A 24,326-nucleotide genomic window follows, 5' to 3' on the forward strand; every position below is an offset into this window, starting at 1 on the left:
GATTGACTGTGCCTCACTTCATTTTAGATGGTTACGTCCGCGGCCGGTGCCTCCACCTGAGCCTTCGTCGGAAGCGTCAGATGTGTTGAAGAGCGAGGGGCGTGGACGGACGGCGCGGGGCGCGAGGAGCGGGCGCGCCGGGGGCAATTCGCGCCAGATGCGCCCGGGATGACGTCCATCCGCTTTTCGACGGAGCCGAACCGGGCACTCGTACGTCCATTCCGTGAGCTGTAGTACCCGCGACGGAGGTGGCAGCAGTGGCCGGTTTCCGGAGTCTCGCCAGACAGGTCCGCGACCCGCGGTGCGATCTCGCACTGCGTCGATACTCCCTACGCAAGTGCCTGGAGCGCTTCGCCCCTTACGGGCACCGCGCGACCTGGCACCATCTGTGCACCAGGCACCGGTTCCATCCGGAGGACCGGGAAGTGGAACCTGCGCGGCTGGTGGCCGCGCTGGAGGAGCTGGAGGAGGCGCGCGAGGTCTGGCTCGCGTACGAGGTGCGGTTCGCCGAGCGCCGCAAGCAGGAGAAGCACGACGGGCTGCGCAGGCCCGGATCGATCGACGACTGGCACCGGCGCACCTGGGGCGGCCACGGGGTGGCGCGGTGCGACGACCCCTCGCTGCACCCGACGCTGCCGCTCGCCGAGGCGCTGCGCCGGCTGATCACGGCGCTGGAGCGGCGGCCGGGGGTGCGCTGCCCGGTCTGCGCGGACGACGGCATCGAGTGGCGGCCCGAGCTGTCGAACGAGCCCTGGTACGGCCCGGTGTGCACCGGGTGCGGGGTGGTGGTGCCCCAGCCGGCGCTCACCGAGGAGGCGCTGGCGGCGGCCAAGCGCGACCGCCGGCACCGGCAGCAACTCGCCTCGGTCGCCTGAGCGGTCCCGCGGACGCCGGGGACGCCGGGGACGCTGCGGCCGGTGGCGTGATCTCGCCATGGCCGGCGGCGGGCCGGGCGATTGTCAGTGGCGGCTGCCACCATCGAGAACATGAACACGGACAGTGACGAGTCTCCGGGCCCCCTCACCCCTGCTATCCCCCCTGCTCCCCTTCTTCAGGTCTGCCTGAACGGGGCGCGCGGCGCCGGGGATTCGGCGGCCGTGCCGATGACGCCGGAGGCGATGGCCGAGTCGGCCGCGCGGGCGGTGGCGGCCGGTGCGGCGGAGGTGCATGTGCACCCCAAGACGCCCTGCGGTCAGGACTCCGTATCCGGCCGGGTGGTGGCCGAGGCGCTGGCGGCGATACGGGCGGCGGTGGACGTGCCGGTGGGCGTCACCACCGGGGCGTGGGCCGAGCCGGATCCGGTGCGGCGGGTGGAGCGCGTCCGGTCCTGGTCCGTGCTGCCCGACCTGGCCTCGGTCAACTGGCATGAGCCGGGGGCCGAGGAGGTCGCCGCGGCGCTGCTGGAGCGCGGTGTGCGGGTGGAGGCGGGAGTGTGGTCGGGGACGGCCGGGGCGCGGCTGCTCGCGGCCTCGCCGCTGGCACCCCGGGTGGCCCGGGTGCTGGTCGAGGTGGTGGACGCCGACCCGGCCACGGCACCGGACACCGCCCGCGCCCTGCTGGCGGATCCGGCGCTGGCCTCGGTGCGGGCCCCGCTGCTGCTGCACGGCGAGGACGGCGGGGCCTGGCCCGTCCTGGAGCTGGCGGTGGCGCTGGGCCTGGACACCCGGGTGGGGCTGGAGGACACCCTGCTCCTGCCGGACGGCGCCCCGGCCCGCTCGAACGCCGAACTGGTCACGGCCGCCCGCCGGATGCGGGCGACCGGGACCGCCGCGCACCGGGGGGCGGGGTGACGGCAATGACGAGCCGGCGGCTCGGGTCTTCGCCGGGCCGGGTCTCAGCGGCGGTCGCGGGTGCGGGCGGCGGCCCGGCGCGGGGCGGCCGGGGGCGTGTCGTCCGCACCGTCGTCCGCGGCGTCCGCCGCCTTCTCGCGGGGCTCGGGCAGGAGGCGGGAGCCGACCAGGCGCGCGCCGATCACGTCGTCCGGGTTGGACAGCACACAGGTGTCCAACGACAGGCAGCCGCAGCCGATGCAGTCGGTGAGATGGTCCCGCAGCCGGTGCAGCCGGGTGATCCGCTCGTCCAGCTCGCTCCGCCAGCGCTCGGAGAGGCGGGCCCAGTCGTCATGGGTGGGGGTGCGTTCCTCGGGCAGCGCGGCGAGGGCGTCGCGGATGGTGGCGAGCGGGATGCCCACCCGCTGGGCGGCCCGGACGAAGGCGACCCGGCGCAGCGTGTCGCGCCCGTAGCGGCGCTGGTTGCCGCTGGTGCGGCGGCTGGTGATCAGGCCCTTGGCCTCGTAGAAGTGGAGGGCGGACACCGCTGCCCCGCTGCGGGCGGAGAGCTGGCCGACCGTGAGTTCCTGGATCTTCTCTGGCATCTGCGGCACTCCTCGGAGCCTACTGCTCCGGCGTTGACACCGATCCGGCGTCCCAGCATGCTGAGCAAGCGCTTGGACATCGAGAGTGGGAGCCGGAAACATGGCAGAGCCGAGGGTCTTCACGTCCGCCGACGACCTGCGCGCGGCGGTGGGCGAGCAGCTCGGGTACAGCGACTGGCTGGAGGTGGGGCAGGAGCGCATCGACCGGTTCGCCGAGGCCACCGGGGACCACCAGTGGATCCATGTCGACCCGGAGAAGGCGGCGGCCGGGCCGTTCGGCACCACGATCGCCCACGGCTATCTCACCCTGTCGCTGCTGCCGCTGTTCGTGCCGCAGATCATGCGGGTGGACAAGGTGCGGATGGGCGTCAACTACGGGGCCAACAAGGTCCGTTTCCCCGCCCCGGTGCCGGTGGACTCACGGCTGCGGGCGACCGCGGTGGTGCGGGACGTCGCCGAGGCGGGCGGCGGGGTTCAGGTGACCGCGCTGGTCACGGTGGAGCGCGAGGGCGGCGACAAGCCGGTGTGCGTGGCGGAGTCGGTCTCCCGCTTCTACTTCTGAGCGCTTCCCGGGCCGCTCTGCTTCCGGGGCCGCCGGAGCCGGCCGGGGGCCGCGGGTCAGCCGGCGGGGCGGGCGCCGACCATACGGAGCACCAGATCCGCGTAGAGCGCGCCGACCTCGGCCGGGGTGCGGCGGCCGGCGGAGTCGAACCAGCGGGCCACGTCGATGCAGAGGGAGAGCACGGCGAGGGTGGTGCCGGGCACGTCCGGCACGTCGAACTCACCCGCGGCGACGCCGTCGTTGATGATCCGCCGCACGGCCGCGTCGCTGCGGCGGCGCAGGGCGACGATCTCGGTGCGGTGCTCCGCGCCGAGCGCGTCCAGCTCGTACTGCACCACCCGCGCGGTGGTGTGCCGCTCGGCGTGCCAGCGGACGAAGGAGCGCACGGCCTCGGCCAGCCGGTCGGCTGCGCCGCCCGGGCCGTCGGCCGCGCCCTGGAGGATCTCCAGCGCCTTGTCGTGGCCGATGCGGCTGATCCGGTGGAGCAGCTCCTCCTTGGTCTTGTAGTGGATGTAGAGCGCGGCCGGGCTCATCCCGGCGCGGCCGGCGATGTCGCGGGTGGTGGTGGCGTGGTAGCCGCGCTCGGCGAAGGCGTCCACGGCGGCGACCAGCAGCCGCCGGGCCGCCTCCGGCGTGACCTCGCCCCACGGCACGTCGCCGGCCGTCTCCTCCGCCGCGCTCATCCGTTTCGCTCCCTCACTGGCACCACCGGACAGGACGAACACCATACCCCGAGGGTGAGCAAGCGCTTAGGGACAGGTCGGACGGCTCGGAGCTGCCGCGGGAGCGGGGTCGAAGCCGTCGAACAGCTCAGAGCTTCTGGAAGGGGTCATGCTCGGCGAGCAGCTTCTCCAGGCGGGCCTGGTCCACCCGGCTGACGATCTGCCCGGCCTCCTGCCGGTCGCGGACGACCTTGGCGAGGGTGAAGGCGGAGGTGGTGAGGTAGAGGACGGCGACGCCGAGGAAGGCGCGGACCCAGACGTCGGCCTCCATCCGGACGATGCCGACGGCCACGGCGGCCAGGGCGACCGCGAAGGAGATCAGGGCCTGGACGTAGTAGGCGGCGGTGTTCTGCTGCTTGACGGGTGTGTCGCTCATGGCCCGAGCATGCGCGGCGCGCGGTGGGCGGGACATCGGGTGCGGTACTCAGCGCCGCGGCGGAGGGTACTCAGGAAGCCGGACTCACGGCGCCGGGCTCAGGAGGGCACAGGGGGCCGGGCCCGGGAGTCAGGCTCGGGCGCCGGGCTCAGGGGCCGATGGTCCGCAGCGCGGCCCAGAGGGCGCAGGTGGCGGCGGCCAGGGCGAGCGGGGTGGTGAGCAGGCCGAGCCTGGTGAAGCGGCCGAGCCCGACCTCGTAGCCGTGCTGGTGGGCGACGCGCCGCCAGAGCAGGGTGGCGAGCGAGCCTGCGTAACTGAGGTTGGGGCCGATGTTGACGCCGAGGAGGACCGCGAGGAGGGGGCCGGTGCCGAGAGGGGCGGCCACCGGGATCAGGGCGAGCACCGCGGGCAGGTTGTTGATCACGTTGGCGAGCAGGGCGGCGATGCCGGCGGTGGCCAGCAGGGCGGGCAGCGAGTCGCCGGCCGGCAGCAGCGACTCCAGCAGGTCGCCCAGGCCGTGGTCGACCACCGCGCGGACCACGATGCCGAGGGCCAGCACGAAGAGCAGGAACGGCACGGCGGCGGACGCCAGGAGCGCGCGGGGAGTGGTGGTGCGGTGCGCCAGGGCGCGTACCGCCAGCACCAGCGCTCCGGCGGCGGCGACCCAGGCCGGTTCGACCCCGGCGGCGGAGGCGACGGCGAAGCCGGCGAGCGTGGCGGCCACGGTGGCGAGCGCGAACAGCGGCATCGGGGGCGGCGGCTCCTCCTCGGGCGCGGCGGGCCCGGCCAGTTCAGCGGCGAAGAACCGGCGGAAGACGGCGTACTCGAGCGCGATGGCGACCAGCCAGGGCGCGGCCATCAGCACGGCGAACCGGGTGAAGGTCAGGCCGGTGGCGGCGAAGGCCAGCAGATTGGTGAGGTTGGAGACCGGCAGCAGCAGGGAGGCGGTGTTGGACAGGTGGGCGCTCGCGTAGACGTGCGGCGCGGGGGGTGCGCCCATCCGGGCGGCGGTGGCGAAGACCACCGGGGTGAGCAGGACGACGGTGGCGTCCAGGCTGAGCGCGGCGGTGACCGACGAGGCGAGGACGAAGACCGCGCCGAGCAGCCGGTGCGGGCTGCCGCGCGACCAGCGGGCCATCCAGGCCCCGCAGGCGCGGAACAGCCCCTCGTCGGCGCAGAGCCGGGCCAGCACCAGGACGGCGGCCAGGAAGCCGATGACCGGGCCGAGCCGCTCCGCTTCCTCCCGGGCGTGCTCCAGGGGAACCGCGCCGGCGGCGATGACCAGGGCGGCGGCCGGTACGGCGAAGGCCGCCTCGGGCAGCCCGCGGGGTCGCAGCACGGCCCCGCCGAGCACGAGGACGAGCGCGGCGACCGAGAGCAGGGCGGCGGACACGGCCCCATGATCCCCGCCGGGCGGGGGTTCCGCCGCGCCGGGGTAGGCGGCGGCCGCGTCCGTCCCGCCCGGGTGGGGTGGCGACGGGCCGACCGTCCCGCCGAGGTGGGCAGACGACGGGCCGGCGGCCCCGCCGCACCGGAGCGGCGCGGGCAGCCCGGGCCCGGGCCCCGGGTGGGCCGACAGGACGAGGACCCCGGTCGGACGCCCGCTCGGACGCCCGCTCGGACGGCTGTGTGCCGCCGGTCGGACGGCCCGTGGGCCGGTGGGTGGGTCGGCGGCGTCCGGTCGGTCAGAAGGCGGAGACGCCGGTGAGGGCGCGGCCGATGATCAGCTTCTGGATCTGGCTGGTGCCCTCGTACAGGGTCATCACGCGGGCGTCCCGGAGCAGTTTGCCGACCGGGTACTCGTCGATGTAGCCGTAGCCGCCGAAGACCTGGAGCGCGTTGTTCGCGCAGCGGACGGCGGCCTCGGAGGCGAACAGCTTGGCCTTGGAGGCGGCGGTGGCGAACTCCTCGCCCCGGTCGACCAGGTCGGCGACCCGCCAGGTGAGGAGCCGGGCGGCGTCCACGTCGACGGCGATGTCGGTGATCAGCTCCTGCACCAACTGGTAGGAGGCGATCGGCTTGCCGAACTGCTCGCGCTCCCCCGCGTAGCCGACGGCCGCGTCCAGGGCGGCCTGGGCGATGCCCACGCAGCCGGCGGCGACCGACATCCGGCCCTTGGCCAGGGCGGACATGGCGACCGAGAAGCCCTTCCCGGCCGGGCCGAGCATCGCCGACGCGGGCACCCGGACGCCGTCCAGGACCAGTTCGGCGGTGGCCTGCCCGCGCAGGCCGAGCTTGCCGTGCACGGTGCGGCGGGACAGGCCGGGGCTGTCGGCGGGGACGAGGAAGGCGGACACGCCCCGGGGCCCGGGCTCGTCGCCGGTGCGGGCGAAGAGGAGGACGACGTCGGCCCAGGTGCCGTTGGTGATGAACATCTTGCTGCCGGTGATCAGATAGTCACCGCCGTCGCGGACCGCGCGGCTGGTGAGGTGGCCGGCGTCGGAGCCGGTGCCCGGTTCGGTCAGGCCGAAGCAGCCGATCGCGTCGCCGGAGGTGAGCCGGGGCAGCCAGGCCCGCTTCTGCTCCTCGTCGCCCCAGGCGGCGATGGTCTTGGCGACCAGCCCGAGGGAGACGGAGACGATGCCGCGCACCGAGGAGTCGCCGCGGCCCAGTTCCTCGGTGACCAGGCAGTAGGCGAGGTGGTCGCCGCCGCTGCCGCCGTACTCCTCGGGGACGGTGAGGCCGAGGAAGCCGAGCGCGCCGAGCTTCTTCACGACGGCCCGGTCGACGTTCTCGGCGCGGTCCCACTCGGTGGCGTACGGGGTGACCTCGCGGCGGACGAACTCCTCGGCGAGCCGCCGGACGGCCGACTGCTCCTCGCTCAGCTCCAGGTTCACGGCGACTCCCTGCGGTGCTCGACCACTCTTAAACTACCGCTGCTAGTTTTCGGGGGGCAGGGCCTACTATGTGCCGCATGGCCCGACCGCGCAAGCCCCTGCTGAGCACCGACCGGATCGTCGCCACGGCGGCGGCGCTGGTGGACGCCGAGGGGCTGGACGCCGTCTCCACCCGGCGGCTCGCCGCCGAGCTGGGGGTGAGCGGTCCGTCCCTGTACAACCACTTCCGCACCAAGGACGAGATCCTGGAGGCGGTCGCCGACGCGGTGAGCGCCACCATCGACCTGTCGATGTTCGACGAGGACGACGGCCGCGACTGGCGCACCGCGCTGCACGACTGGGCGGTGTCCTACCGGGCCGCGCTCACCGACCACCCCCGGCTGGTGCCGCTGCTGGCGCACGGCCCGGGCCGCCGGCCGGCCGGGCTGCGGGTGGCCGACGCGGTGTTCGGTGCGATGGTGCGGGCCGGCTGGCCACCGGCCCAGGCCACCTCCATCGGCGCGCTGATGCGCTACTTCGTCACCGGCTCGGCGCTGGGCTCGTTCGCCCGCGGCTTCGTGGACGACGAGGCCGCCTACGACCCGGCCGACTACCCGCACCTCGGCCAGGCGCACCTGCTGGCCGAGCGGCAGCGACAGGTCGACGAGGGCGCGTTCGAGACCGGCCTGGCCGCCCTGCTGGACGGCCTGGCGCTGCGCTACGCGGCGCTCCCCCGTACCGGCTCCCCCGCGCCCTCCGCCCCGTAGCCCTAGAAGACCACCAGCGCCCGGGCGCCCCTGCCTGCCGTCATGTCGGCGAAGGCGGCCGGGATGTCCGCGAGGCCGATCCGGTCGGTGACCAGGGCCGCCAGGTCCAGCCGCCCGGCCCGGACGTGCTCGGCCAGCACCGGCAGGTCGGCGGCCGGGTCGGAGTTGCCGTAGACGCAGCCGGAGAGGGTGCGGCCCCAGTGGAAGATCTCCAGCGCGTTGAAGGCGACCTGCTGGTCCTTGCCGCCGATGCCGACCACGGTGGTGCGCCCGCCGCGGCGGGTGGCGTCCCAGGCGGCCCGGATGCTGGCCGCGCGGCCCACGCACTCCACGGCCACGTCCGCGCCCCGGCCGCCGGTCAGCGCGCGGACCTCCTTGGCGGTGGCGTCGGAGGCGGTGACGTACTCGGTCGCGCCGGCCCGCCGGGCCAGCTCCTCCTTCTCCGGGGAGAGGTCGACCGCGATCACGCTGCCCGCGCCGGCGATCCGGGCGGCCTGGAGTGCTGCCAGGCCCACCCCGCCGGCGCCGAAGACGACCACCGACTCGCCCTCGCGGACCCGCGCCGAGTGGTGCACCGCGCCGTAGCCGGTCAGCACCGCGCAGCCCAGCAGCGCGGCCTCGGCCAGCGGTACGCCGTCGGGCGCGGGCAGCACGCAGTTCGCGGCCACCACGGTCTCCTCGGCGAAGGCGGCGACGTTCAGCCCGGGGTGCAGCGGGGTGCCGTCCTCGGTGCGGGCGTACACCTCGCCGACGCCGGTCAGCGCGTGGGCGCAGAGCCACACCTCGCCGATCGCGCAGTGGTGGCAGGTCCCGCAGGACGGCGCCCAGTTGAGGACGACGCCGTCGCCGGGCGACACATGGGTGACGCCCTCGCCGACGGAGACGACCGTGCCGGCGCCCTCGTGGCCGAGGACCGCGGGCACCGGCACCCGCATGGTGCCGTCGGACAGCGACAGGTCGGAGTGGCACACCCCGGCGGCGGCCAGGCGCACCCGCACCTGGCCGGGACCGGGCTCGGGCAGCTCGATGCGGGTGATCGTCAGCGGGGCCCCGATGGCGGGCAGTACGGCGGCGCGGACCACGGTGGTGACTCTCCTGGCGGGGAAGGGGGAAGGGCGGGGTTCAGAACTGCAAAGACTTGGTCTGGAGGTACTCGGCGAGCCCGTGCACGCCCAGTTCGCGGCCGACGCCGGACTGCTTCCAGCCGCCGAAGGGGGCCAGCGGGTTGAACCGGCCGCCGTTGACGTCGACCTGGCCGGTGTCCATCCGGCGGCCGAAGGCGGCCGCGGTCTCGTCGTCCTCGGCCCACACCGCGCCGGCCAGGCCGTACACCGTGCCGTTGGCGATCCGCAGCGCGTCGTCCTCGTCCTCGTAGCCCAGGATCGAGACGACGGGACCGAAGATCTCCTCCTGGGCGATGGTCATCCCGGGGGTGACGTCGGCGAAGACGGTGGGGCTGACGTAGTAGCCGGCGGGCAGCGGCGCGTCCGGGCCGCCGGCCACCAGCCGGGCGCCCTCGGCGATCCCGCGCTCGATGTAGGTGCGCACCCGCTCCCGCTGGGCGGCGCTGACCAGCGGGCCGATCCGCTCGCCGGGGACGTACCTGGCGGCCGCCTCGGCGGCGAGCGCCACGGCCTCCTCGTAGCGGTCGCGGTGCACCAGCATCCTGGTCCACGCGCTGCACGTCTGGCCGGAGTTGGCCATCACGTTGGCGACGCCGACGCTCACCGCGCGGGCCAGGTCCGCGCCGGGCAGGATGACGTTGGCGGACTTGCCGCCCAGTTCCAGGGCGCAGCGCTTGACGGCGGCCCCGGCGATCGCGCCGATCTTGCGGCCGACGGCGGTGGAGCCGGTGAAGGACACCATGTCGACGCCCGGGTGCTCGGCGAGCGCCTGGCCGGCGACCGGGCCGAGGCCGGTGACCAGGTTGAACACCCCGGCGGGCAGTCCCGCCTCGTGCACCGCGTCGGCGAAGTGCCGGGCGGTCAGCGGGGTGTCCTCGGCGGGCTTGAGGACGACGGTGCAGCCGGCCGCGAGCGCGGGCGCGACCTTGGCGACGACCTGGTGCAGCGGGTAGTTCCAGGGGGTGATCGCGCCGACCACGCCGACGGGTTCGAGCAGCACGGTGGAGTTGCCGGTCTTCTCCTCGAAGGGGAAGGCGGCGGCGAGTTCGGCGTAGGAGCCGGCGACGACGACCGGCATCCCGGCGTGCACGGCGTGCGCCAGGGCGGGCGGGGCGCCCAGCTCGGCGGTGACGGTGGCGGCGATCTCGTCCTGGCGGGCGGCGAGCGCGTCGCGCAGCGCGGTGAGGCGGGCGGCCCGCTCGGCCGGGGCGGTGGCCGCCCAGCCGGGCAGCGCGGCGCGGGCGGCCCGGACGGCGGCGTCCACGTCCTCGGCGCCGCCGGCGGGGACGTGCGCGATGACCTGCTCGTCGGCCGGGTTGACCACCGCGATGGCGTCGGCGCCGGCGGCCGGCCGCCAGGCGCCGTCGATGTACAGCGTGTCGTACGACGTGTACTCGACGGCGGGTCCCGCGCCGTTCACCGCCTCGGCGGTCCCGCCGTGGGCGTCCTGGGCCTTCATCCGCGTCTCCTCGGGGCGTGCGCCGGCGGCCGGTTGCCGTCCGGCACCAAACTAGCGGCGTTAGTTTTACGACGCCAGAGCGTGCGCCGCCCGGCCGCACGCCCCGAGGAGGCGGCACGCCGGTGAGGCCCGCGGGTCAGGTGGGCGTCGTCGGCCGCGCGGAGACGGTCCGGGCGCGGGGGCGCTTGGAAGCCGGGGGCTACGGCGTGGGTAGACCGCCCGGGCGCGGTGGGCGGCCGAAGCGGACCGGGACGCCCGGGGAGTAGAGCACGCTGACCGGCGGCCCGGCCGGGGCGGGCAGCCCGGCGGCCTCGATGAGGTCGTCGGCGCAGTGCAGCAGCTCGGCGCGGTGCAGGGGCCAGCGCGGATGGTGGTTGGGCAGGTAGACCGGGCGGCCGAGGAAGACGTTGTGCATGCCCCAGCGGGCGGTCAGGAAGTGCTCCAGGGCGGTCGGCTCCGCGATCCGCTCCCCCACCCGGACCGCCATCCGGGAGGCGGCCCCGCGCGGCCCGGGCCAGCGGCGGGCGGTGGCGTACGAGACGGTGTCGCCGTCGTGCCGGATGCTCATCCTCGCCCAGGTGTAGGGCATCCGGAACACCGCGCGGCCCACGACCGCGGGCAGCAGCCGGGCCGCCTCCAGCGAGCGGAAGACCACGCCGCGCCGCCCGTGCTCGTCCACGGAGTACAGCCGCACGTTGGTCTCGGGGAAGGTGCCGAGGTACGGGATGCCGGGCAGCCCCAGCCAGCCGACCCGGTGCATCCGGAAGGCCACCAGGCCGACGTAGGTGACGCCGTCGCGGGTGTCCGGGACCGTCCCGGCAGGCAGCAGCGGGGCCACGGCCTCGGGCGCGGCGGCCCAGTGCGCGAACGTCAGGTCCCGCCACGACTGGGTGAGCAGGGTCCGCCGGATCTCCCGCGCCGCGTCGGGCGTGACCGGCTCGGCGGCCCGGCCCGACTGGGCCTCGTGGGTGGTCATGGAGCCAGCGTCGCACGCCCGGGCGGTACGGGAGGGGCCCGGCTACCGGCGGGCGGCCGCCCGCCGGGGCCGTACCGGATCGGGGGACGTGCCCTGCTCCGGGTCGGGCGGCCGGCGCCGTGCCCCCACCGCCGCGGCCGCCAGCAGCAGCGCGCCCAGCATGGTGAAGGGGGCCGCGGGGCCGGCGGTCCCGGCGATGAGGCCGGCCGAGGCGGGGGCGGCGACCTGGCCGAGGCGGTTGCCGGTCAGCCGCAGGGCGAGCGCGGTGGAGCGGGCGTCGTCGGGGGCGGCCCGGACCACGGTGGTCATCGACAGCGGCTGGCCGACGCCCAGGCAGAAGCCCAGCGCCGCCAGCATCACCGCCAGCGCCCACACCGGGACGGGCAGGGCGACCCCGGCGCACAGCAGTCCGCCGAGCGCGCAGGTCCCGGTGAGCAGCGCGGTCCGGCCGGCCAGCCTGATCATCGGGGTCATCACCAGCCGGCAGGCGATGGTCGCGGCGGCCCGCAGGCTCAGCAGCAGCCCGACGGTGGCGGGCGCGATGCCCCGGTGCTCGCCGACCACCGGGAGGTAGGCGGTGAGCACGTCGGTGGCCGACAGCACGGCCAGGCTGGTGAAGATGCCGGCCGGGACGCCCCGGGTGCGCAGGATGCGGTGCACCGGGACGGTGGCGGGGCGGGCGCGGGCCGGTCCGGGCGGGGCCTCGATCCGCCACAGCGAGGTGAGCGAGCAGGCGGCCACCGCGGCGGCGGCCAGCAAAGCCAGCGCGCTGGTGGGGCCGAGGCCGCCGCCGGCCGGGCCGCCGTCCACCAGGAGCCCGGCCGCGACGGGCCCGGCCATCTGCCCCAGCGAGGCGCCGATGGTGAAGTGGCCGAAGTCGCGGTCCTGTTCGGCCGGGGCCGAGCGGCGGGCCACGATCGACTGGGCGCCGATCACGAAGGCGAGATGGCCCAGGCCCATCACCCCGCTCCACACCGCCATCCACGGCAGCGAGCCGGCCGTGCCGCTCAGCGCGCAGCCGGCGGCGATGAGCACCACGCCGGCCGGCAGCAGCGGGGCGCACCTGCCCCGGTCGGTGCGCCGGCCCAGCGGGACGGCGGCGAACAGCGGCAGCAGGGCGTACACCCCGGCGATCACGCCGACCGCCCGTTCGTCCGCGCCGAGCGCCAGCGCCCGGTAGGAGACGGCGGGCCGCGCCATCGACACCGCGCCCTGCGCGAAGCAGAACGCGATGACCAGGCGCAGCAGCCAGTACCGGCGCCCGGCCGGCTCTCCCGGCCTTCCCGGCTCGACCGGCCCCTTCGGCTGTCCCGGCTCGGCCGGCTCTCCCGGCTCGGCCGGCTCACCAGGCGATCCGTTCCGTTCCACGTCAGATGATGCCGAACAGCAGGCCGGCGGCGAGCACCACCAGCGAGGTGAGCGCGGCCCACTTGACGGTGAAGCGGGTGTGGTCGCCGAACTCGACCCTGGCCATGCCGACCAGCACGTAGACGGCGGGCACCAGCGGGCTGGACATGTGCAGGGCCTGGCCGACCAGCGAGGCGCGGGCGATCTCCAGCGGGGAGACGCCGTGCGCGGCGCCGGCCTCGGCGAGCACCGGCAGGACGCCGAAGTAGAAGCCGTCGTTGGACATGAAGTAGGTCAGCGGCAGGCTCAGCAGGCCGGTGACCAGCGCCATGTGCGGGCCCATGCCCTCGGGGACGGCGCCGACCAGCCAGTCCGCCATGTGCTCGACCATGCCGGTGCCCGTGAGCACCCCGGTGAAGACGGCCGCGGCGAAGACCATGCCGGAGACGTTGAGGACGTTGTCGGCGTGGGCGGCGATCCGGGCCTTCTGGTCGGCCATGGAGGGGAAGTTGACGGTGAGCGCGAGGGCCGCGCCGAGCAGGAACAGCACCGGGATCGGCAGCAGCTCCATGATCATGGCGGCCAGGAGCAGCAGGGTCAGGCCGGCGTTGAACCAGTACAGCTTCGGCCGCAGGGTCGGCCGGTTCGGGTCCAGGCCCTGGAGCCGCTCGTCCTCCGCCTCGTCGCCGTCGGCCGGAGTGCCCCCCGCGCCGCCGGCGGTCTCGGTCTGAGGCACCCGGCCGCCGCCGCCCGCTTCCACCAGCACGGTCTCGGTCTCGTTCTCCGGCTCCAGTGCCTTCTCCAGGCTGAGGTAGCCGACCCGGCGGCGCTCGCGCAGGCCCAGGACGAAGGCGAGGACCAGGACGCAGACCAGCCCGGCGGCGAGCGCGGGGATCATCGGGACGAAGACGTCGCCGGCGTCGACCTTGAGCGCGGTGGCGGCCCGGGCGGTGGGGCCGCCCCAGGGCAGGGTGTTCATCACGCCGTTGGCGGTCGCGGCCACGCCGGTCATCACGACCAGGCTCATCTTCAGCCGCTTGTAGAGCGGGTACATCGCCGAGACGGTGATCATGAAGGTGGTCGAGCCGTCGCCGTCCAGCGAGACGACCGCGGCGAGCAGCGCGGTGCCCACCACCACCCGCATCGGGTCGGCCTTGCAGAAGCGCAGGATGCCCCGGACGATCGGGTCGAACAGGCCGACGTCGATCATCACGCCGAAGTAGACGATGGCGAACATCAGCATCGCGGCGGTGGGCGCGAGGGTGCCGACGCCTTCGATGACGTAGTCGCCGAGCTGCGCACCCTGTCCGACGATGACGCAGAACAGGGCGGGAATGAGGACGAGCGCCGCGATCGGCGACATCTTCTTCATCATGATCAGGACCAGGAAGGTCGCGATCATGGCGAAGCCGAGGACTGTCAGCATGGAGGACACCTAACGTTCACCCTTGAACACCACCGGGGGGCGGCGGTCCGGACGACGTTAGAAGCGGCGATCCGCCGTTAACAAGACGTTGACGCGTGAGCAATACGAGCAAAACCCCTGATGGGAGCGGTGCGGGAACCGAATGGAGGGTTGCGGCGTCCCCGCTCCGCCCGGCGCGGCGGCCGCCTCCGCGCCCGGCGGCCGTTGACGGGAGGGGCGCGCAATCCTACGGTTCCCCACAGGATTGCGTCGGTCAGCGGACCGACGCCGGGCCGAGCGGCAGGAGCGGGCGATGACGGACCAGCAGGCGGCAGGCAGCACCGGGGGCGCGGCCCTCACCGACCCGCCGGCCCTCGCCGAGCGCGCCGAGCAGGCCCGCAAGACCGCCGAGGGGCTGACGTATCTCTCCGGCTTCGGCAACGAGCACAGCACCGAGGCGCTGCCCGGCGCGCTGCCGGCCGGCCGCAACTCACCCCAGCGCGCCCCGCTCGGGCTGTACGCCGAGCAGCTCAGCGGCTCCGCGTTCACCGAGCCGCGCGCCCACAACCGGCGCTCCTGGCTGTACCGCGTCCGCCCCTCGGCCGCGCACCCGGCGTTCACCCGCACCGGCAACGGCGCGCTGCGCACCGCCCCCTTCACCGAGACCGTGCCGGACCCGAACCGGCTGCGCTGGAACCCGCTGCCCGCCCCGGCGCCCGGCACCGACTGGCTGGCCGGGCTGTGGACGCTCGGCGGCAACGGCGACGCCGCCCAGCGCACCGGCATGGGCGTGCACCTCTACCACGCCAACGCGCCCATGGACCGGGTGTTCAGCGACGCCGACGGCGAGCTGCTGATCCTGCCCGAGCACGGCGGGCTGCTGCTGCGCACCGAACTGGGCCTGCTGGCCGCCCGCCCCGGCGAGGTGGCGCTGATCCCGCGCGGCGTGCGCTTCCGGGTCGAGCTGCTGGACGCCACCGCGCGCGGTTACGTCTGCGAGAACTACGGCGCCCCCTTCCAGCTCCCCGACCTCGGCCCGATCGGCGCCAACGGCCTGGCGAACGTACGGGACTTCCGGGCGCCGGTCGCCGCCTACGAGGACGTGGAGTCCGACGTCGAGGTGGTGAACAAGTTCTGCGGCAACCTCTGGACCGCCGTCTACGACCACTCCCCGCTGGACGTCGTCGCCTGGCACGGCAGCCACACCCCGTACGTCTACGACCTGCGCACCTTCAACGTGCTCGGCTCCATCTCCTACGACCACCCCGACCCGTCCATCTTCACCGTCCTCACCTCGCCGACCGACACCCCCGGGCTGGCCGGCGTGGACTTCGTGGTCTTCGCGCCGCGCTGGCTGGTGGGCGAGGACACCTTCCGGCCGCCGTACTTCCACCGCAACGTGATGAGCGAGTACATGGGGCTGATCGAGGGCGCGTACGACGCCAAGGCGGAAGGCTTCGTGCCCGGCGGCGGCTCGCTGCACAACATGATGTCCGCGCACGGGCCGGACCGGGAGACCTTCGACAAGGCCAGCGCCGCCGAGCTGAGGCCGCAGCGGATCGACGACGGTCTGGCGTTCATGTTCGAGACCCGCTGGCCGGTCACCGCCACCGCCCAGGCCGCCCGAGCCGGCCACCTCCAGCCCGGTTACGACGGCGTCTGGGACGGTCTGGAGCGCCACTTCCGGCCGTAGGCTGAAAAGCCCCTGGACTGCCGCCGTACGGAGAGACCGTGACCGCCTTCGCCCCCGACTCGCTGGTGCTCAACCGCAAGCTGCCGCTGTGGTACCAGGTGTCGCAGTCCCTGCGCGCGTCCATACTGGGCCGCGCGCCGGACGCCTCACTGCGGCTGCCCACCGAGGAGCAGCTGGCGGCACACTACGGCGTCAGCGTGCTCACCATGCGGCAGGCACTGAAGGAGCTGGAGGCGGAGGGGCTGATCAGCCGGCACCGGCGGCGCGGCACGTTCATCGAGCCGGGCGCCCGGCGCAGCGCCCCGCGCAAGCTGCTGGGCTCGATCGACGCGATCGTGGCCCAGCAGTCCGGCGAGCGGACGACCGTGCTGGGCCACGGCCCGGTGCGGGTGCCCGGCGAGCTGGCCGAGCACTTCCCCGGCACGGGCGAGGTGGTGGCCTTCCGGCGGCTGCGCTGCGACGGGGAGAGCGGCGAGCCGACCAACTGGGCGGAGAACACCGTCCGTCCGGAGGTGGCGGCCCGTATCGACCTGGCCGACCTGGAGCGCTGGCCGATGACCAAGGTGCTGCGGGACGCCGTGGGGGTGCGCATCAGCCGGATCACCGACACCGTGGAGGCCCGGCTGGCCGACCCGGAGACCGCCGAGCTGCTCCGGGTCCCGCTGCTCTCCCCGATCCTGCACTACACCGGCGTCACCTACGACGAGGACGGCGCGGTGGTGGACGTGGCCCGCATCCGCTACCGGGGCGACCGGTTCTCCTTCACGGTCACGGTGGAGGCGGACTGAGGCGCCCCGGCCGGCTCGGCGCGGGGCGGCCCGGCGCGGACAGCCGCTGACCGGCGTGCTCCCGCCGCGGGCATCGGCCCGGCCGCGCTGTTCGTCCCGATGCTTGCGGCCGACATCCATGCCGCCGTCGCGGACGTGCCGTTCGCCGGGGAGCCGGCGACCCCGCTGTGGTTCCGCGTCCCCGAGCAGCCCGGCTGCATCGCGGTGGCCCTCCGGGCGTACGCCCCGGGGCGCGGGCGGCCGGGCCCCGGGCGGACGCCCGGACGGAGCGGGCCCGGCGCGGCGCGCACGACAGGGCCTAGCATGTCGGCCCGTGACCGACGTGCGCCCCGCTTCCCCGGCCGGAGCCGCCGACCGGGGCGTCCCGCCCGGCGAGCCGCCGCTGCTGGACGAGTTGATGCCCTGGTCGGCGGCCCCGCTGAAGCTGGGCCGGGCCTGGCCGGCCGCTCCGGACGCGGCGACGCTGCGGGCCCGCTGGTCGGCGCTGACCGCCGCCGAGGGCGGCGAGCGGGAGGCGTTGTTCCGGCCGAGCCGGGCGCGCGGACTGGGCAGTTCGGTGGCCGCGCTGCCCGGGCAGCGCACCGGCACCGGCAAGCTGGCCCGGGAGAACGGGCCCTGCCCGGAGCCGGTGAGGCTGGCGCACGGGCCGTTCGAGGAGTGCTGGCTGCTGCCGGACCACCGGCTGCTCGACGCGGCCCGCCCCGAGCTGTGGCGGGTGGCGGACGGCGAGCGCCAGGTGTTCCTGGTGGAGCAGGGGTACGCGCCGAAGGCGGCGGGACCCGCGCTGCTGGCCACCGCCGCCCTGCCGGACGACCGCGTCCCGGCGGGCCGCCCCGGCCGGGTCCGCCCGCTGTACCGCCGCCCCGGCGGCCGCGAGCCCAATGTCGCCCCCGGGCTCGCGGCCTTCCTCGGTGAGCGGTACGGGCGGCCGGTCGAGCCCGAGGAGGTGGCCGCGTGGGCACTGGCCGCCGCCCTGCCGTCCCCGGCGGGCTGCCGGGTGCCGCTGCCCGCCGACCCGCGGGTGTGGGAGGACGGGGTGGCGCTGGGGCGGCGGATGAGCGAGGTGCAGTTGCGCGGCGCCCGGGGCGGCGGGCGGCCCCGGCTGCCGGGCGGCCGCCGCCCCTATGTGCGGGCCGCGCTGCCGCCGCGCCCGGACTCGCTCGCGTACGCCGTGGAGGACGAGACCCTGCTGGTGGGCGGCGCCGGGCGGATCGCGCCGGTGCCGGCGGCGGCCTGGGAGTACCGGGTGGGCGGGGTGCGGGCGCTGGAGTGGTGGTTCGCAGGGCGCACGGAGGCCGCCGAGCCGGGCGCCCTGGAGGCGGTGGGGCCGGCGTCCTGGCCGCAGGAGTGGACCTCACAGCTGCTGGAGCTGATCACCGTGCTCGCGCTCCAGGCGGGGCTGGAAACCGAACGGCCGCTGGTCGGACCGGACTCGGCGATCACCCGGGAGGAGCTGCGGGCCGCCGGGGTGCTGCCGGCGCCGGCCGCCGCCCGCCGCCCGGCCTCGGTGCTGGAGGGTCCCGAGGAGGGGCCGGAGGGCCAGCTCACCCTGCTGTGACGCCCCGCCGGGGGTGACAGAGGCGGCCCGTACGCGATAGGTACGGTCGTCATGAGCACCAGCGCCCCGCCGCCGCCCGGAATGATGCCGCTGCCCCTGGAGGGGGTCACCGTGGTCGCGGTCGAGCAGGCGGTCTCCGCTCCCTTCGCCACCCGGCAGCTCGCCGACCTGGGAGCCAGGGTGATCAAGGTGGAGCGCCCCGACGGCGGTGACTTCGCGCGCGGCTACGACACCGCCGCGGCCGGGCTGGCCTCGCACTTCGTCTGGTGCAACCGGGGCAAGGAGTCGATCGCGGTCGACCTGAAGGACCCGCGCGGGCTGGAGCTGGTGCGGGGGCTGATCGCGGGGGCGGACGTCTTCGTGCAGAACCTCGCCCAGGGCGCGGCGGCCCGCCTCGGCCTGGACGCGGCCGCCCTGTGCGCCGCGCACCCCAGGCTGGTCGCGGTGGACGTGTCCGGGTACGGCGCGGGCGGCCCGTACGCGCACAAGCGGGCCTACGACATGCTGGTGCAGTGCGAGGCGGGCCTGGTCTCGGTGACGGGGACGCCGGAGCGGCCGGTGAAGGCGGGCATCCCGGCGGCGGACGTCGCGGCCGCCATGTACGCCTACTCCGGGGTGCTGGCGGCGCTGCTGCGGCGGGCGACGACCGGGCGGGGCGGGCCGGTGGAGGTGTCGATGCTGGAGGCGCTGACCGAGTGGATGGGCCATCCGCTGCACCACGGGATGCACGGCGGCGAGGCCCCGCCGCGTACCGGAGTGGCGCACGCGGTGATCGCCCCGTACGACGCCTATGCCACGGCGGACGGCGGGCAGGTGCTCCTGTCGGTGCAGAACGACCGGGAGTGGCGGCGGCTGGCCGAGCAGGTGCTGCGGCGGCCGGAGCTGGGCGCGGACCCGGACTTCGCGACCAACACGGCGCGGGTGGCGCACCGGGAGCGGACCGACGCGGCGGTGGCCCGGGCGCTGGCCGGTGTGGACACGGCGGAGGCGCTGGCGAGGCTGGAGGCGGCCGGGATCGCCTGCGCCCGGCTGAACACGGTGGCCGACGTGGCGGCGCATCCGCAGTTGGCGGCCCGGGACCGCTGGCGGACGGTGGGCACCGAGGCCGGTCCGCTGCGGGCGATGCTGCCGCCGCTGACGCTGCCGGGCGGGCCGGAGTGCCGGATGGGCCCGGTGCCGGCGCTGGGTGAGCACACCGACGCGCTCCTGGCCGAGCTGGGGCTGGGCGCGGCGGAGCGTGCCGGGCTGCGGCGCGCCGGGGTGGTGGCGTGAGCACGGAACCGCCCGGGGCGGTCGCTCGGGGCGGCGGGACGCGGGGCGGCCGCCCCGGCCGGGCGGGGAGCCGGCCCCGGGTCAGCCGTGGTTGCCGAAGAGCGTGCGGCGCAGCTTGCGCAGCGGCGCGAAGAGCCGGACCCGCGCGCTCCTGCTGGTGCGGGTGTGGCTCACGTCCCGCGTGGTCAGTTCGCGCATGAGCAGCGTGGCCTCGGCCGTCTCGCGCGGCGCGACGGCGGGGCCGCCCAGCACCGCGAGATGGCGGTCCAGCCGTGTGCTGGTCGCGCTGCTCCCGCAGGTGATGGCAGGCACGCGTGGCCTGCTGCGCACTGCTGTTATCCGTTCCATGTCACTCCCCACCCGTATGAGGGCACCCGGCCGCTGAAGATTAACCCTATCGTCCCCGCTCCACACGCGTGTATCCCGGTGGCGGGATTCACCACGTGTGTACGAGAGTTGACGAGTACCCCCTCAATCGCGATGAATCCCGGGCGAGTTGGACATCACCCTTTCGAGACCGCGGTCTCGGTCAGGGGTGCGGGCGCGCGGTCAGAGCGCGTTGCGGAAGGAGGGGAGGTAGCCGCCGGACTGGCCGGAGGCGGTGGGGTGGTAGGACTCGCCGATGTTGAGCCAGTTCACGCTGTGCAGCCAGGCGGAGCCGGAGCAGATCTCGTGCCCGGTGAAGGCCGGGACCACGTCGGCGAAGGTGTAGCCGTGGTCGGCGGCGCGTTTGGCGGTGGCGGTGTTGAGGTGGTCGGCGGCGCCGTTGATCGCCCGGCGCTCGTTCTCGGTCAGCCCGGCGATGCAGCCGCCCCCGATCCGGTAGAAGCGCGGGTAGCCGAGCACGACGACCCGGGCGGCGGGGGCCTTGGACCTGATGGCCCGGTAGACGGTGTCGAGGCGGCCGGGCAGCGTGCTGTCGACGTAGCCCTTGGCCTGGTTGACCCGGGCGACGCAGCTCGACTCGGACTCCAGCACGCAGGTGGTCATCACGTCGGCGAAGCCGGCGTCGTTGCCGCCGACGGTGATCGAGACCAGGTCGGTGGCGGCGGTGAGCGGACCGAGCTGGCCGGCCGTCACGTCGTTGGTGCGGGCGCCGGAGCAGGCGGTGAAGGCGAAGGAGGACGGGGCGTTGGCGGCGGCCCACAGGGCCGGGTAGGCGCGGGGGGTGCGCTTGCAGTTGCCGCTGGCGGAGTCGTAGGCGCCGGCGCCTACCCCGGAGGAGTAGGAGTCGCCGAGGGCGACGTAGTCGACGGCGGCGGCCCGGGCGTCGGCCGCCTGGGCGGTGGCGGCCCCGGTGAGGGTCAGGGTCGCGCCGAGGAGGAGGGAGAGGGGGAGTGCCGCGGCTCGGGGCAGTTTCATGGAACCTCCCGTAAGCAGGGTTGCGTCCTGCGCATTACGTAGCAGCGTGGAGTGTGCATGCCAAGTGGGTCGGAGGGGGTGCGCTGGGGCGGACGGTGCGCCGGCGGCCGCACACGCCCACCGGTGCCGCTCCATGAAAGCGGCGAAGGGGCATCAAACGGCATTCGAACACACCGTATTGGCGACAAGACGCCACTCCTGGGTGTGACGGCGCACCTCCGGCGCCGCCGCGGGGCCCGGGCGGGCGCGTCGGTCAGCGGTCGTAGGCGGCGCGCAGGGCGTCGGTGACGGCGGCCTCGGCGTCGGCGCGGCTGAGACCGAGGCGGTGCACCTCGGCGGCGTATCCGGCGGCGGCGCCGGCCGCCTGACGGGCCGCCGCGTCACCGGCCGCGGCCACGACGGTGCCGCCGCGGCCTCGGGTCTCCACCACCCCGTCCGCCTCCAGGGCCCGGTAGGCCTTGGCGACCGTGCCGGCCGCGAGCCCCAGTTCCTCGGCGAGGCCCCGGACCGTGGGCAGCCGGTAGCCGACCGGCAGCCGCCCGGAGCGGGCCTGGTCGGAGATCTGGGCGCGCAGTTGCTCGTAGGGGGCGGTGGCGGAGGCCGGGTCCACCGACAGTCGTAGGGTCACCGTCCGATTGTGGCGCACCGGGGGCGGGGCGGCGGCCGCCACTCGGCCGTCCGCGGGCCGGTAATTCGGAGGCGTCGGCGGCGAGGCCCGCGTACCGTGCGGGCCCATGGCAATGATCGTGCGGGACTTCGAGGCCCGGGACGCGGCGGCGGTGGTCGCGGTACGCCGGGCGGCGCTGCCCTTCGAGGTGGTGACGGAGGCTTCGCTGCGGTTCACCGCCGAGCGGGCCAACCCGGCCGAGCGCTACCGGCTGCTGGTGGCCGAGCGGGAAGGCGAGGTGGTCGGCGCGGCCAACTGCGGCCTCGCCTTCGAGAGCCCCGAGCCGGGGCGGGCGCACACCACTCCCTACGTCGTCCCGGGCCACCGGCGCCGGGGCGTGGGCACCGCGCTGCTGCGGGCCGCCGAGGAGCATCTGACGGCGCACGGGGCCACCGAGGTCTACTGCTGGGCCCTGGAGGGCTCGGGCGGGCCGGAGTTCGCGGCCCGGCACGGCTACCGGCCGGCCCGCAGCGCGCACTTCCAGAGCCTGGACCTGACCGCGAGCCCGCTGCCCGAGCTGCCGGAGGCGCTGCCGCCGGCGGTGGAGCTGCACACCGCGGCCGCCTGGCAGGGCGACCCGCGTCCGCTGTTCACGGCCGACGCCCAGGTGACGGCCGACGAGCCGAGCGACGTCGGCGCGGAGCTGGACGACTACGAGGACTGGCTGACCCGGACCTGGCGCCATCCGCTGTTCGACCGCGAGCTGTCCACGGTGGCGACGGTGGGCGGGGAGATCGCCGCGTTCACCGCCGCCCGCACCGATGGGCGGACCCGCTACTTCACCGGCATGACCGGCACCCTGCGCGGCCACCGGGGGCGCGGGCTGGCGAGGCTGGTCAAGACCGACTCGCTGCGGCGCGCCCGAGCCGCCGGCTACACCGAGGCGTTCACCAGCAACGACGGGGCGAACGAGCCCATGCTCGCGGTGAACCGCCGGCTCGGGTACGAGGTGCGCGCCACGGAGGTACGCCATGTCCGCGCCTTCGGCTGACCCGTCCCGGCCGTCCGTCGACGTCGTCCTGGTCAAGGACGGGCGCACCAAGATCCGCTACCCGGCCGAGGTGCTGTCGGACGACGGGACGCGGATCTCGGTGCGGGCGGGCTGGGCGGCGGACGGGGTACGGGACTTCGGCTTCGTCCGGTTCGAGCCCGGCGACGTGTTCACCGAGCACTACTGGCGGGACCGCTGGTACGCGGTGAAGGAGGTCCGCACCGGCGGCGGCGTGCTCAAGGGCTGGTACTGCGACGTCACCCGGCCCGTCGAGGCGACCGGCGACGAGCTGCGGGTGGAGGACCTGGACCTGGACCTGTGGGTGTCGGCCGACGGATCGGACGTACGAAGGCTGGACGAGGACGAGTTCGCGGCCGGCGGGCTGGCCGTGCGGGACCCGGCGGCGGCCGCCGCGGCCGTGGCGGCGCTGGACGCCCTGGAGGCCCTGGCCCGCGCCGGCAGGCTGCCGGGCGCCGCCGGATAGCCGGACGGCGCGGCAGCCGCGCCCGGCAGCCCGCCCGCCACCACCGCACGGCGCGCCGCAGCAGCGCCCAGGCCGCCAGCGGCGCGATCACCGTGGAGACGGTCACCGCGAACGGGGTGTTCACCAGGCCAGCGGGCTGCCGTCGCCGATCTGGAGGGCGCGGCGGAGTTGCCGCTCGGCGGCCGGGCCGAGGATGACGCCGATCACGGCCGCGCCGGGGTGACCCTGCGCCACGGCGGCACGGGCCGCCCCGAGCGGCCCTACCGGCGGGTGGGCTGAGCCACGCTCAGTTCGGGGGCCGGGTCCAGAGGCAGAACGGGTGTCCGGCCGGGTCGAGCATGACCCGGACGCTGTCCTGCGGCTGGTACGCGGCGGTGGTCGCGCCGCAGGCCAGGGCGTGCGCCTCGGCGGTGGCCAGGTCGCCGGCCTCGATGTCCAGGTGGGCCGTCATCGCGGGCGCGTCCGGCTCGGTCGGCCACACCGGGCGCCGGTGGAGCGGCTCGCTCTGGAAGGCGAGGGTCGCGCCGCCGCCGGGCGCCCGCAGCTTGACCCACTGGCCGTCGTCGTAGTCGACCTCCCAGCCGAGCAACGCCATGTAGAAGGAGGCCAGTTCGCGGGCGTCGGGCGCGTCCAGGGTGGTCGCGTCGAGTCTCAGCGGGACGGCCGGCCGGCCGCCGGCGGGGACGGTCACCGGATCGCGTCCCGCAGCATGGCGATCAGCCCGCGGGCGCGGCCGCCGGCCGGCAGGTTCCAGTCGGCGGTGGCGTACGCCCGGGTGGTGGCCGGGTCGGTCTCCGGCCCGGTCTGCCGCTCGCCCTGAAGCACCCGCACCAGCTTCAGCGTCAGCTCGCCGCCGTCCCCGTCCCCGCTCCCGTTGCCGTTGCCGTCCGCGCCTCCCTCCCGTACGGAGATGTCGGTGCCGTCCGGACCGTCCGCGACCCCGGTGGCGGCCAGGCCGGCGGGCAGCGCGCCGCCGGGAGTGTGCGCCACGACGGACGGGTCCGGGGTGTCGGACACGGACTGCGCCTGCGGCTCGGCCCGCCCGGCCAGGAAGGCGAGCAACTGGGCCTGCACGACCGGGTCGTGGGCCCCGTCGTACACCCAGCGCTGGCCCAGCACGCCGTGCTCCATGGTGCCGACCAGGGCGTCCTCGGCCCCGTCGAGCGGCGCGCCGCGGTAGGCGACCGGCACCAGGTAGCTCACCGGCCCGCCACCCGCCGAGTCGTTGACCACCATGAACTCGATGCCGACCTCCCCGTCCGGGTCGTCCAGCCGGAATCCGCCGGCCCGCTCCAGGTCGGGCGCGGATCCGGCGTACCAGGGCCGTCCGGGCAGCCAGGCGGCGAGCAGTTCCAGCTTGGTCGGGGTGACGGTGGTCTCGTGGATGACGGCCATCGCGGCGGCTCCTCACCTCTCCTCGGACGGCTCTTCCTGAGCGCCCTCTTAGAGCGACCTTAACCGCGCCATAAGGATCGCCCCCCGCCCCGCCCGACGGCCGATTCACGCGTCCGGAGCGGCTAGCTTGCTGATCACCGGGCCGGCCGCCCCCTGTCTCTTATACACATCTCCGAGCCCACGAGACG

General features: G+C 75.4%; 25 protein-coding genes and 1 pseudogene. 10 read left to right on the forward strand and 16 right to left on the reverse strand.

Annotation, left to right across the window (positions count from 1 at the left end; translation table 11 throughout):
* Positions 1-257 precede the first annotated feature (257 nt).
* Positions 258-875, forward strand: a complete 618-nt coding sequence (locus C6N75_RS14505) for a hypothetical protein (protein ID WP_105869313.1) — start codon at positions 258-260, stop codon at positions 873-875.
* A gap of 111 nt (positions 876-986) precedes the next feature.
* A complete protein-coding gene (locus C6N75_RS14510; RefSeq protein ID WP_105869331.1) occupies positions 987-1,790 on the forward strand; it encodes a 3-keto-5-aminohexanoate cleavage protein in 804 nt (267 codons plus the stop codon).
* A 44-nt stretch (positions 1,791-1,834) separates the two neighbouring features.
* Here C6N75_RS14510 and soxR read toward each other — a convergent pair whose 3' ends face one another.
* Positions 1,835-2,383 carry a redox-sensitive transcriptional activator SoxR gene (gene soxR / locus C6N75_RS14515; protein ID WP_308355833.1) on the reverse strand — a complete coding sequence of 183 codons (549 nt, stop codon included), beginning with the start codon at positions 2,381-2,383 and terminating at the stop codon, positions 1,835-1,837.
* 91 nt (positions 2,384-2,474) lie between these two features.
* Between soxR and C6N75_RS14520 the strand changes: the two genes are divergently transcribed.
* Positions 2,475-2,936: a MaoC family dehydratase gene (locus C6N75_RS14520; protein ID WP_105869314.1), complete on the forward strand. Its 462-nt coding sequence runs from the start codon at positions 2,475-2,477 to the stop codon at positions 2,934-2,936.
* Between the two features lie 56 nt (positions 2,937-2,992).
* On the opposite strand, the gene C6N75_RS14525 is transcribed toward C6N75_RS14520, so the two are convergent.
* The 4 genes from C6N75_RS14525 to C6N75_RS14540 form a co-directional block, all read right to left on the reverse strand.
* Complete coding sequence (locus C6N75_RS14525) at positions 2,993-3,619, reverse strand: TetR/AcrR family transcriptional regulator (RefSeq protein WP_105869315.1); 627 nt, start codon at positions 3,617-3,619, stop codon at positions 2,993-2,995.
* A gap of 127 nt (positions 3,620-3,746) precedes the next feature.
* Positions 3,747-4,034, reverse strand: a complete 288-nt coding sequence (locus C6N75_RS14530) for a YiaA/YiaB family inner membrane protein (RefSeq protein ID WP_105869316.1) — start codon at positions 4,032-4,034, stop codon at positions 3,747-3,749.
* Positions 4,035-4,182: 148 nt separating this feature from the next.
* Entirely contained in the window at positions 4,183-5,427 is a 1,245-nt protein-coding gene (locus C6N75_RS14535) for an SLC13 family permease (RefSeq protein ID WP_105869317.1), read from the reverse strand.
* Positions 5,428-5,719: 292 nt separating this feature from the next.
* The gene (locus tag C6N75_RS14540; protein WP_105869318.1) at positions 5,720-6,871 is read right to left on the reverse strand and encodes an acyl-CoA dehydrogenase family protein; all 1,152 of its coding nucleotides are present in this window, start codon (positions 6,869-6,871) and stop codon (positions 5,720-5,722) included.
* A 68-nt stretch (positions 6,872-6,939) separates the two neighbouring features.
* On the opposite strand from C6N75_RS14540, the gene C6N75_RS14545 reads away from it, so the two are divergent.
* Complete coding sequence (locus C6N75_RS14545) at positions 6,940-7,617, forward strand: TetR/AcrR family transcriptional regulator (protein ID WP_105869319.1); 678 nt, start codon at positions 6,940-6,942, stop codon at positions 7,615-7,617.
* A 2-nt stretch (positions 7,618-7,619) separates the two neighbouring features.
* Here the strand turns inward: C6N75_RS14545 and C6N75_RS14550 are convergent, their stop codons facing one another.
* The 5 genes from C6N75_RS14550 to C6N75_RS14570 form a co-directional block, all read right to left on the reverse strand.
* Positions 7,620-8,699 carry a Zn-dependent alcohol dehydrogenase gene (locus C6N75_RS14550; RefSeq protein ID WP_105869320.1) on the reverse strand — a complete coding sequence of 360 codons (1,080 nt, stop codon included), beginning with the start codon at positions 8,697-8,699 and terminating at the stop codon, positions 7,620-7,622.
* Positions 8,700-8,739: 40 nt separating this feature from the next.
* Complete coding sequence (locus C6N75_RS14555; protein ID WP_258177415.1) at positions 8,740-10,116, reverse strand: aldehyde dehydrogenase family protein; 1,377 nt, start codon at positions 10,114-10,116, stop codon at positions 8,740-8,742.
* A gap of 283 nt (positions 10,117-10,399) precedes the next feature.
* On the reverse strand, positions 10,400-11,176 hold the full coding sequence (locus C6N75_RS14560) for a YqjF family protein (RefSeq protein WP_105869322.1): 777 nt from the start codon (positions 11,174-11,176) through the stop codon (positions 10,400-10,402).
* A 42-nt stretch (positions 11,177-11,218) separates the two neighbouring features.
* Complete coding sequence (locus C6N75_RS14565; protein WP_258177416.1) at positions 11,219-12,424, reverse strand: MFS transporter; 1,206 nt, start codon at positions 12,422-12,424, stop codon at positions 11,219-11,221.
* A 121-nt stretch (positions 12,425-12,545) separates the two neighbouring features.
* Entirely contained in the window at positions 12,546-13,949 is a 1,404-nt protein-coding gene (locus C6N75_RS14570) for a CitMHS family transporter (protein WP_105869323.1), read from the reverse strand.
* 292 nt (positions 13,950-14,241) lie between these two features.
* On the opposite strand from C6N75_RS14570, the gene hmgA reads away from it, so the two are divergent.
* The 4 genes from hmgA (at position 14,242) to C6N75_RS14590 (ending at position 19,239) form a co-directional block, all read left to right on the forward strand.
* The gene (hmgA, locus tag C6N75_RS14575) at positions 14,242-15,621 is read left to right on the forward strand and encodes a homogentisate 1,2-dioxygenase (RefSeq protein ID WP_258177412.1); all 1,380 of its coding nucleotides are present in this window, start codon (positions 14,242-14,244) and stop codon (positions 15,619-15,621) included.
* A 38-nt stretch (positions 15,622-15,659) separates the two neighbouring features.
* A complete protein-coding gene (locus C6N75_RS14580) occupies positions 15,660-16,409 on the forward strand; it encodes a GntR family transcriptional regulator (protein WP_105869324.1) in 750 nt (249 codons plus the stop codon).
* 397 nt (positions 16,410-16,806) lie between these two features.
* A complete protein-coding gene (locus tag C6N75_RS14585) occupies positions 16,807-17,967 on the forward strand; it encodes a type ISP restriction/modification enzyme (protein WP_105869334.1) in 1,161 nt (386 codons plus the stop codon).
* A gap of 51 nt (positions 17,968-18,018) precedes the next feature.
* Positions 18,019-19,239 (forward strand): CaiB/BaiF CoA transferase family protein, encoded by a 1,221-nt coding sequence (locus C6N75_RS14590; protein WP_258177413.1) that lies wholly within the window; start codon positions 18,019-18,021, stop codon positions 19,237-19,239.
* Positions 19,240-19,320: 81 nt separating this feature from the next.
* Here the strand turns inward: C6N75_RS14590 and C6N75_RS14595 are convergent, their stop codons facing one another.
* The 3 genes from C6N75_RS14595 to C6N75_RS14605 form a co-directional block, all read right to left on the reverse strand.
* Positions 19,321-19,587, reverse strand: a complete 267-nt coding sequence (locus tag C6N75_RS14595; protein WP_105869326.1) for a hypothetical protein — start codon at positions 19,585-19,587, stop codon at positions 19,321-19,323.
* 201 nt (positions 19,588-19,788) lie between these two features.
* Complete coding sequence (locus C6N75_RS14600) at positions 19,789-20,601, reverse strand: SGNH/GDSL hydrolase family protein (RefSeq protein WP_105869327.1); 813 nt, start codon at positions 20,599-20,601, stop codon at positions 19,789-19,791.
* A gap of 253 nt (positions 20,602-20,854) precedes the next feature.
* Complete coding sequence (locus C6N75_RS14605) at positions 20,855-21,229, reverse strand: GntR family transcriptional regulator (protein ID WP_105869335.1); 375 nt, start codon at positions 21,227-21,229, stop codon at positions 20,855-20,857.
* A gap of 106 nt (positions 21,230-21,335) precedes the next feature.
* On the opposite strand from C6N75_RS14605, the gene C6N75_RS14610 reads away from it, so the two are divergent.
* On the forward strand, positions 21,336-22,259 hold the full coding sequence (locus C6N75_RS14610; protein WP_105869328.1) for a GNAT family N-acetyltransferase: 924 nt from the start codon (positions 21,336-21,338) through the stop codon (positions 22,257-22,259).
* Positions 22,240-22,743: a DUF402 domain-containing protein gene (locus tag C6N75_RS14615; protein ID WP_105869329.1), complete on the forward strand. Its 504-nt coding sequence runs from the start codon at positions 22,240-22,242 to the stop codon at positions 22,741-22,743. The genes C6N75_RS14610 and C6N75_RS14615 overlap by 20 nt, the downstream gene beginning before the upstream one ends.
* A 52-nt stretch (positions 22,744-22,795) precedes the next feature.
* Here the strand turns inward: C6N75_RS14615 and C6N75_RS14620 are convergent.
* The 3 genes and pseudogenes from C6N75_RS14620 to C6N75_RS14635 form a co-directional block, all read right to left on the reverse strand.
* Positions 22,796-22,953 (reverse strand): annotated as a pseudogene (locus C6N75_RS14620) (tripartite tricarboxylate transporter permease); the annotation flags it as partial.
* Positions 22,954-23,029: 76 nt separating this feature from the next.
* Positions 23,030-23,434 (reverse strand): VOC family protein, encoded by a 405-nt coding sequence (locus tag C6N75_RS14630; protein WP_258177414.1) that lies wholly within the window; start codon positions 23,432-23,434, stop codon positions 23,030-23,032.
* Positions 23,431-24,138: a maltokinase N-terminal cap-like domain-containing protein gene (locus C6N75_RS14635; protein ID WP_105869330.1), complete on the reverse strand. Its 708-nt coding sequence runs from the start codon at positions 24,136-24,138 to the stop codon at positions 23,431-23,433. Before C6N75_RS14635 ends, C6N75_RS14630 begins: the two co-directional genes overlap by 4 nt.
* Positions 24,139-24,326 lie beyond the last annotated feature (188 nt).

The sequence above is a fragment of the Streptomyces solincola genome, assembly GCF_002982015.1.
Taxonomy (GTDB): Bacteria; Actinomycetota; Actinomycetes; order Streptomycetales; family Streptomycetaceae; genus Streptomyces; species Streptomyces solincola.

Bases quoted from the DNA above. Each gene is read 5' to 3' on its own strand.
- C6N75_RS14510 (WP_105869331.1), top strand. From the start codon at position 987: ATGAACACGGACAGTGACGAGTCTCCGGGCCCCCTCACCCCTGCTATC.
- C6N75_RS14520 (WP_105869314.1), top strand. From the start codon at position 2,475: ATGGCAGAGCCGAGGGTCTTCACGTCCGCCGACGACCTGCGCGCGGCG.
- C6N75_RS14525 (WP_105869315.1), bottom strand. From the start codon at position 3,619: ATGAGCGCGGCGGAGGAGACGGCCGGCGACGTGCCGTGGGGCGAGGTC.
- C6N75_RS14530 (WP_105869316.1), bottom strand. From the start codon at position 4,034: ATGAGCGACACACCCGTCAAGCAGCAGAACACCGCCGCCTACTACGTC.
- C6N75_RS14545 (WP_105869319.1), top strand. From the start codon at position 6,940: ATGTGCCGCATGGCCCGACCGCGCAAGCCCCTGCTGAGCACCGACCGG.
- C6N75_RS14560 (WP_105869322.1), bottom strand. From the start codon at position 11,176: ATGACCACCCACGAGGCCCAGTCGGGCCGGGCCGCCGAGCCGGTCACG.
- C6N75_RS14570 (WP_105869323.1), bottom strand. From the start codon at position 13,949: ATGCTGACAGTCCTCGGCTTCGCCATGATCGCGACCTTCCTGGTCCTG.
- hmgA (WP_258177412.1), top strand. From the start codon at position 14,242: ATGACGGACCAGCAGGCGGCAGGCAGCACCGGGGGCGCGGCCCTCACC.
- C6N75_RS14585 (WP_105869334.1), top strand. From the start codon at position 16,807: ATGCCCTGGTCGGCGGCCCCGCTGAAGCTGGGCCGGGCCTGGCCGGCC.
- C6N75_RS14590 (WP_258177413.1), top strand. From the start codon at position 18,019: ATGAGCACCAGCGCCCCGCCGCCGCCCGGAATGATGCCGCTGCCCCTG.
- C6N75_RS14595 (WP_105869326.1), bottom strand. From the start codon at position 19,587: ATGGAACGGATAACAGCAGTGCGCAGCAGGCCACGCGTGCCTGCCATC.
- C6N75_RS14600 (WP_105869327.1), bottom strand. From the start codon at position 20,601: ATGAAACTGCCCCGAGCCGCGGCACTCCCCCTCTCCCTCCTCCTCGGC.
- C6N75_RS14610 (WP_105869328.1), top strand. From the start codon at position 21,336: ATGGCAATGATCGTGCGGGACTTCGAGGCCCGGGACGCGGCGGCGGTG.
- C6N75_RS14615 (WP_105869329.1), top strand. From the start codon at position 22,240: ATGTCCGCGCCTTCGGCTGACCCGTCCCGGCCGTCCGTCGACGTCGTC.
- C6N75_RS14635 (WP_105869330.1), bottom strand. From the start codon at position 24,138: ATGGCCGTCATCCACGAGACCACCGTCACCCCGACCAAGCTGGAACTG.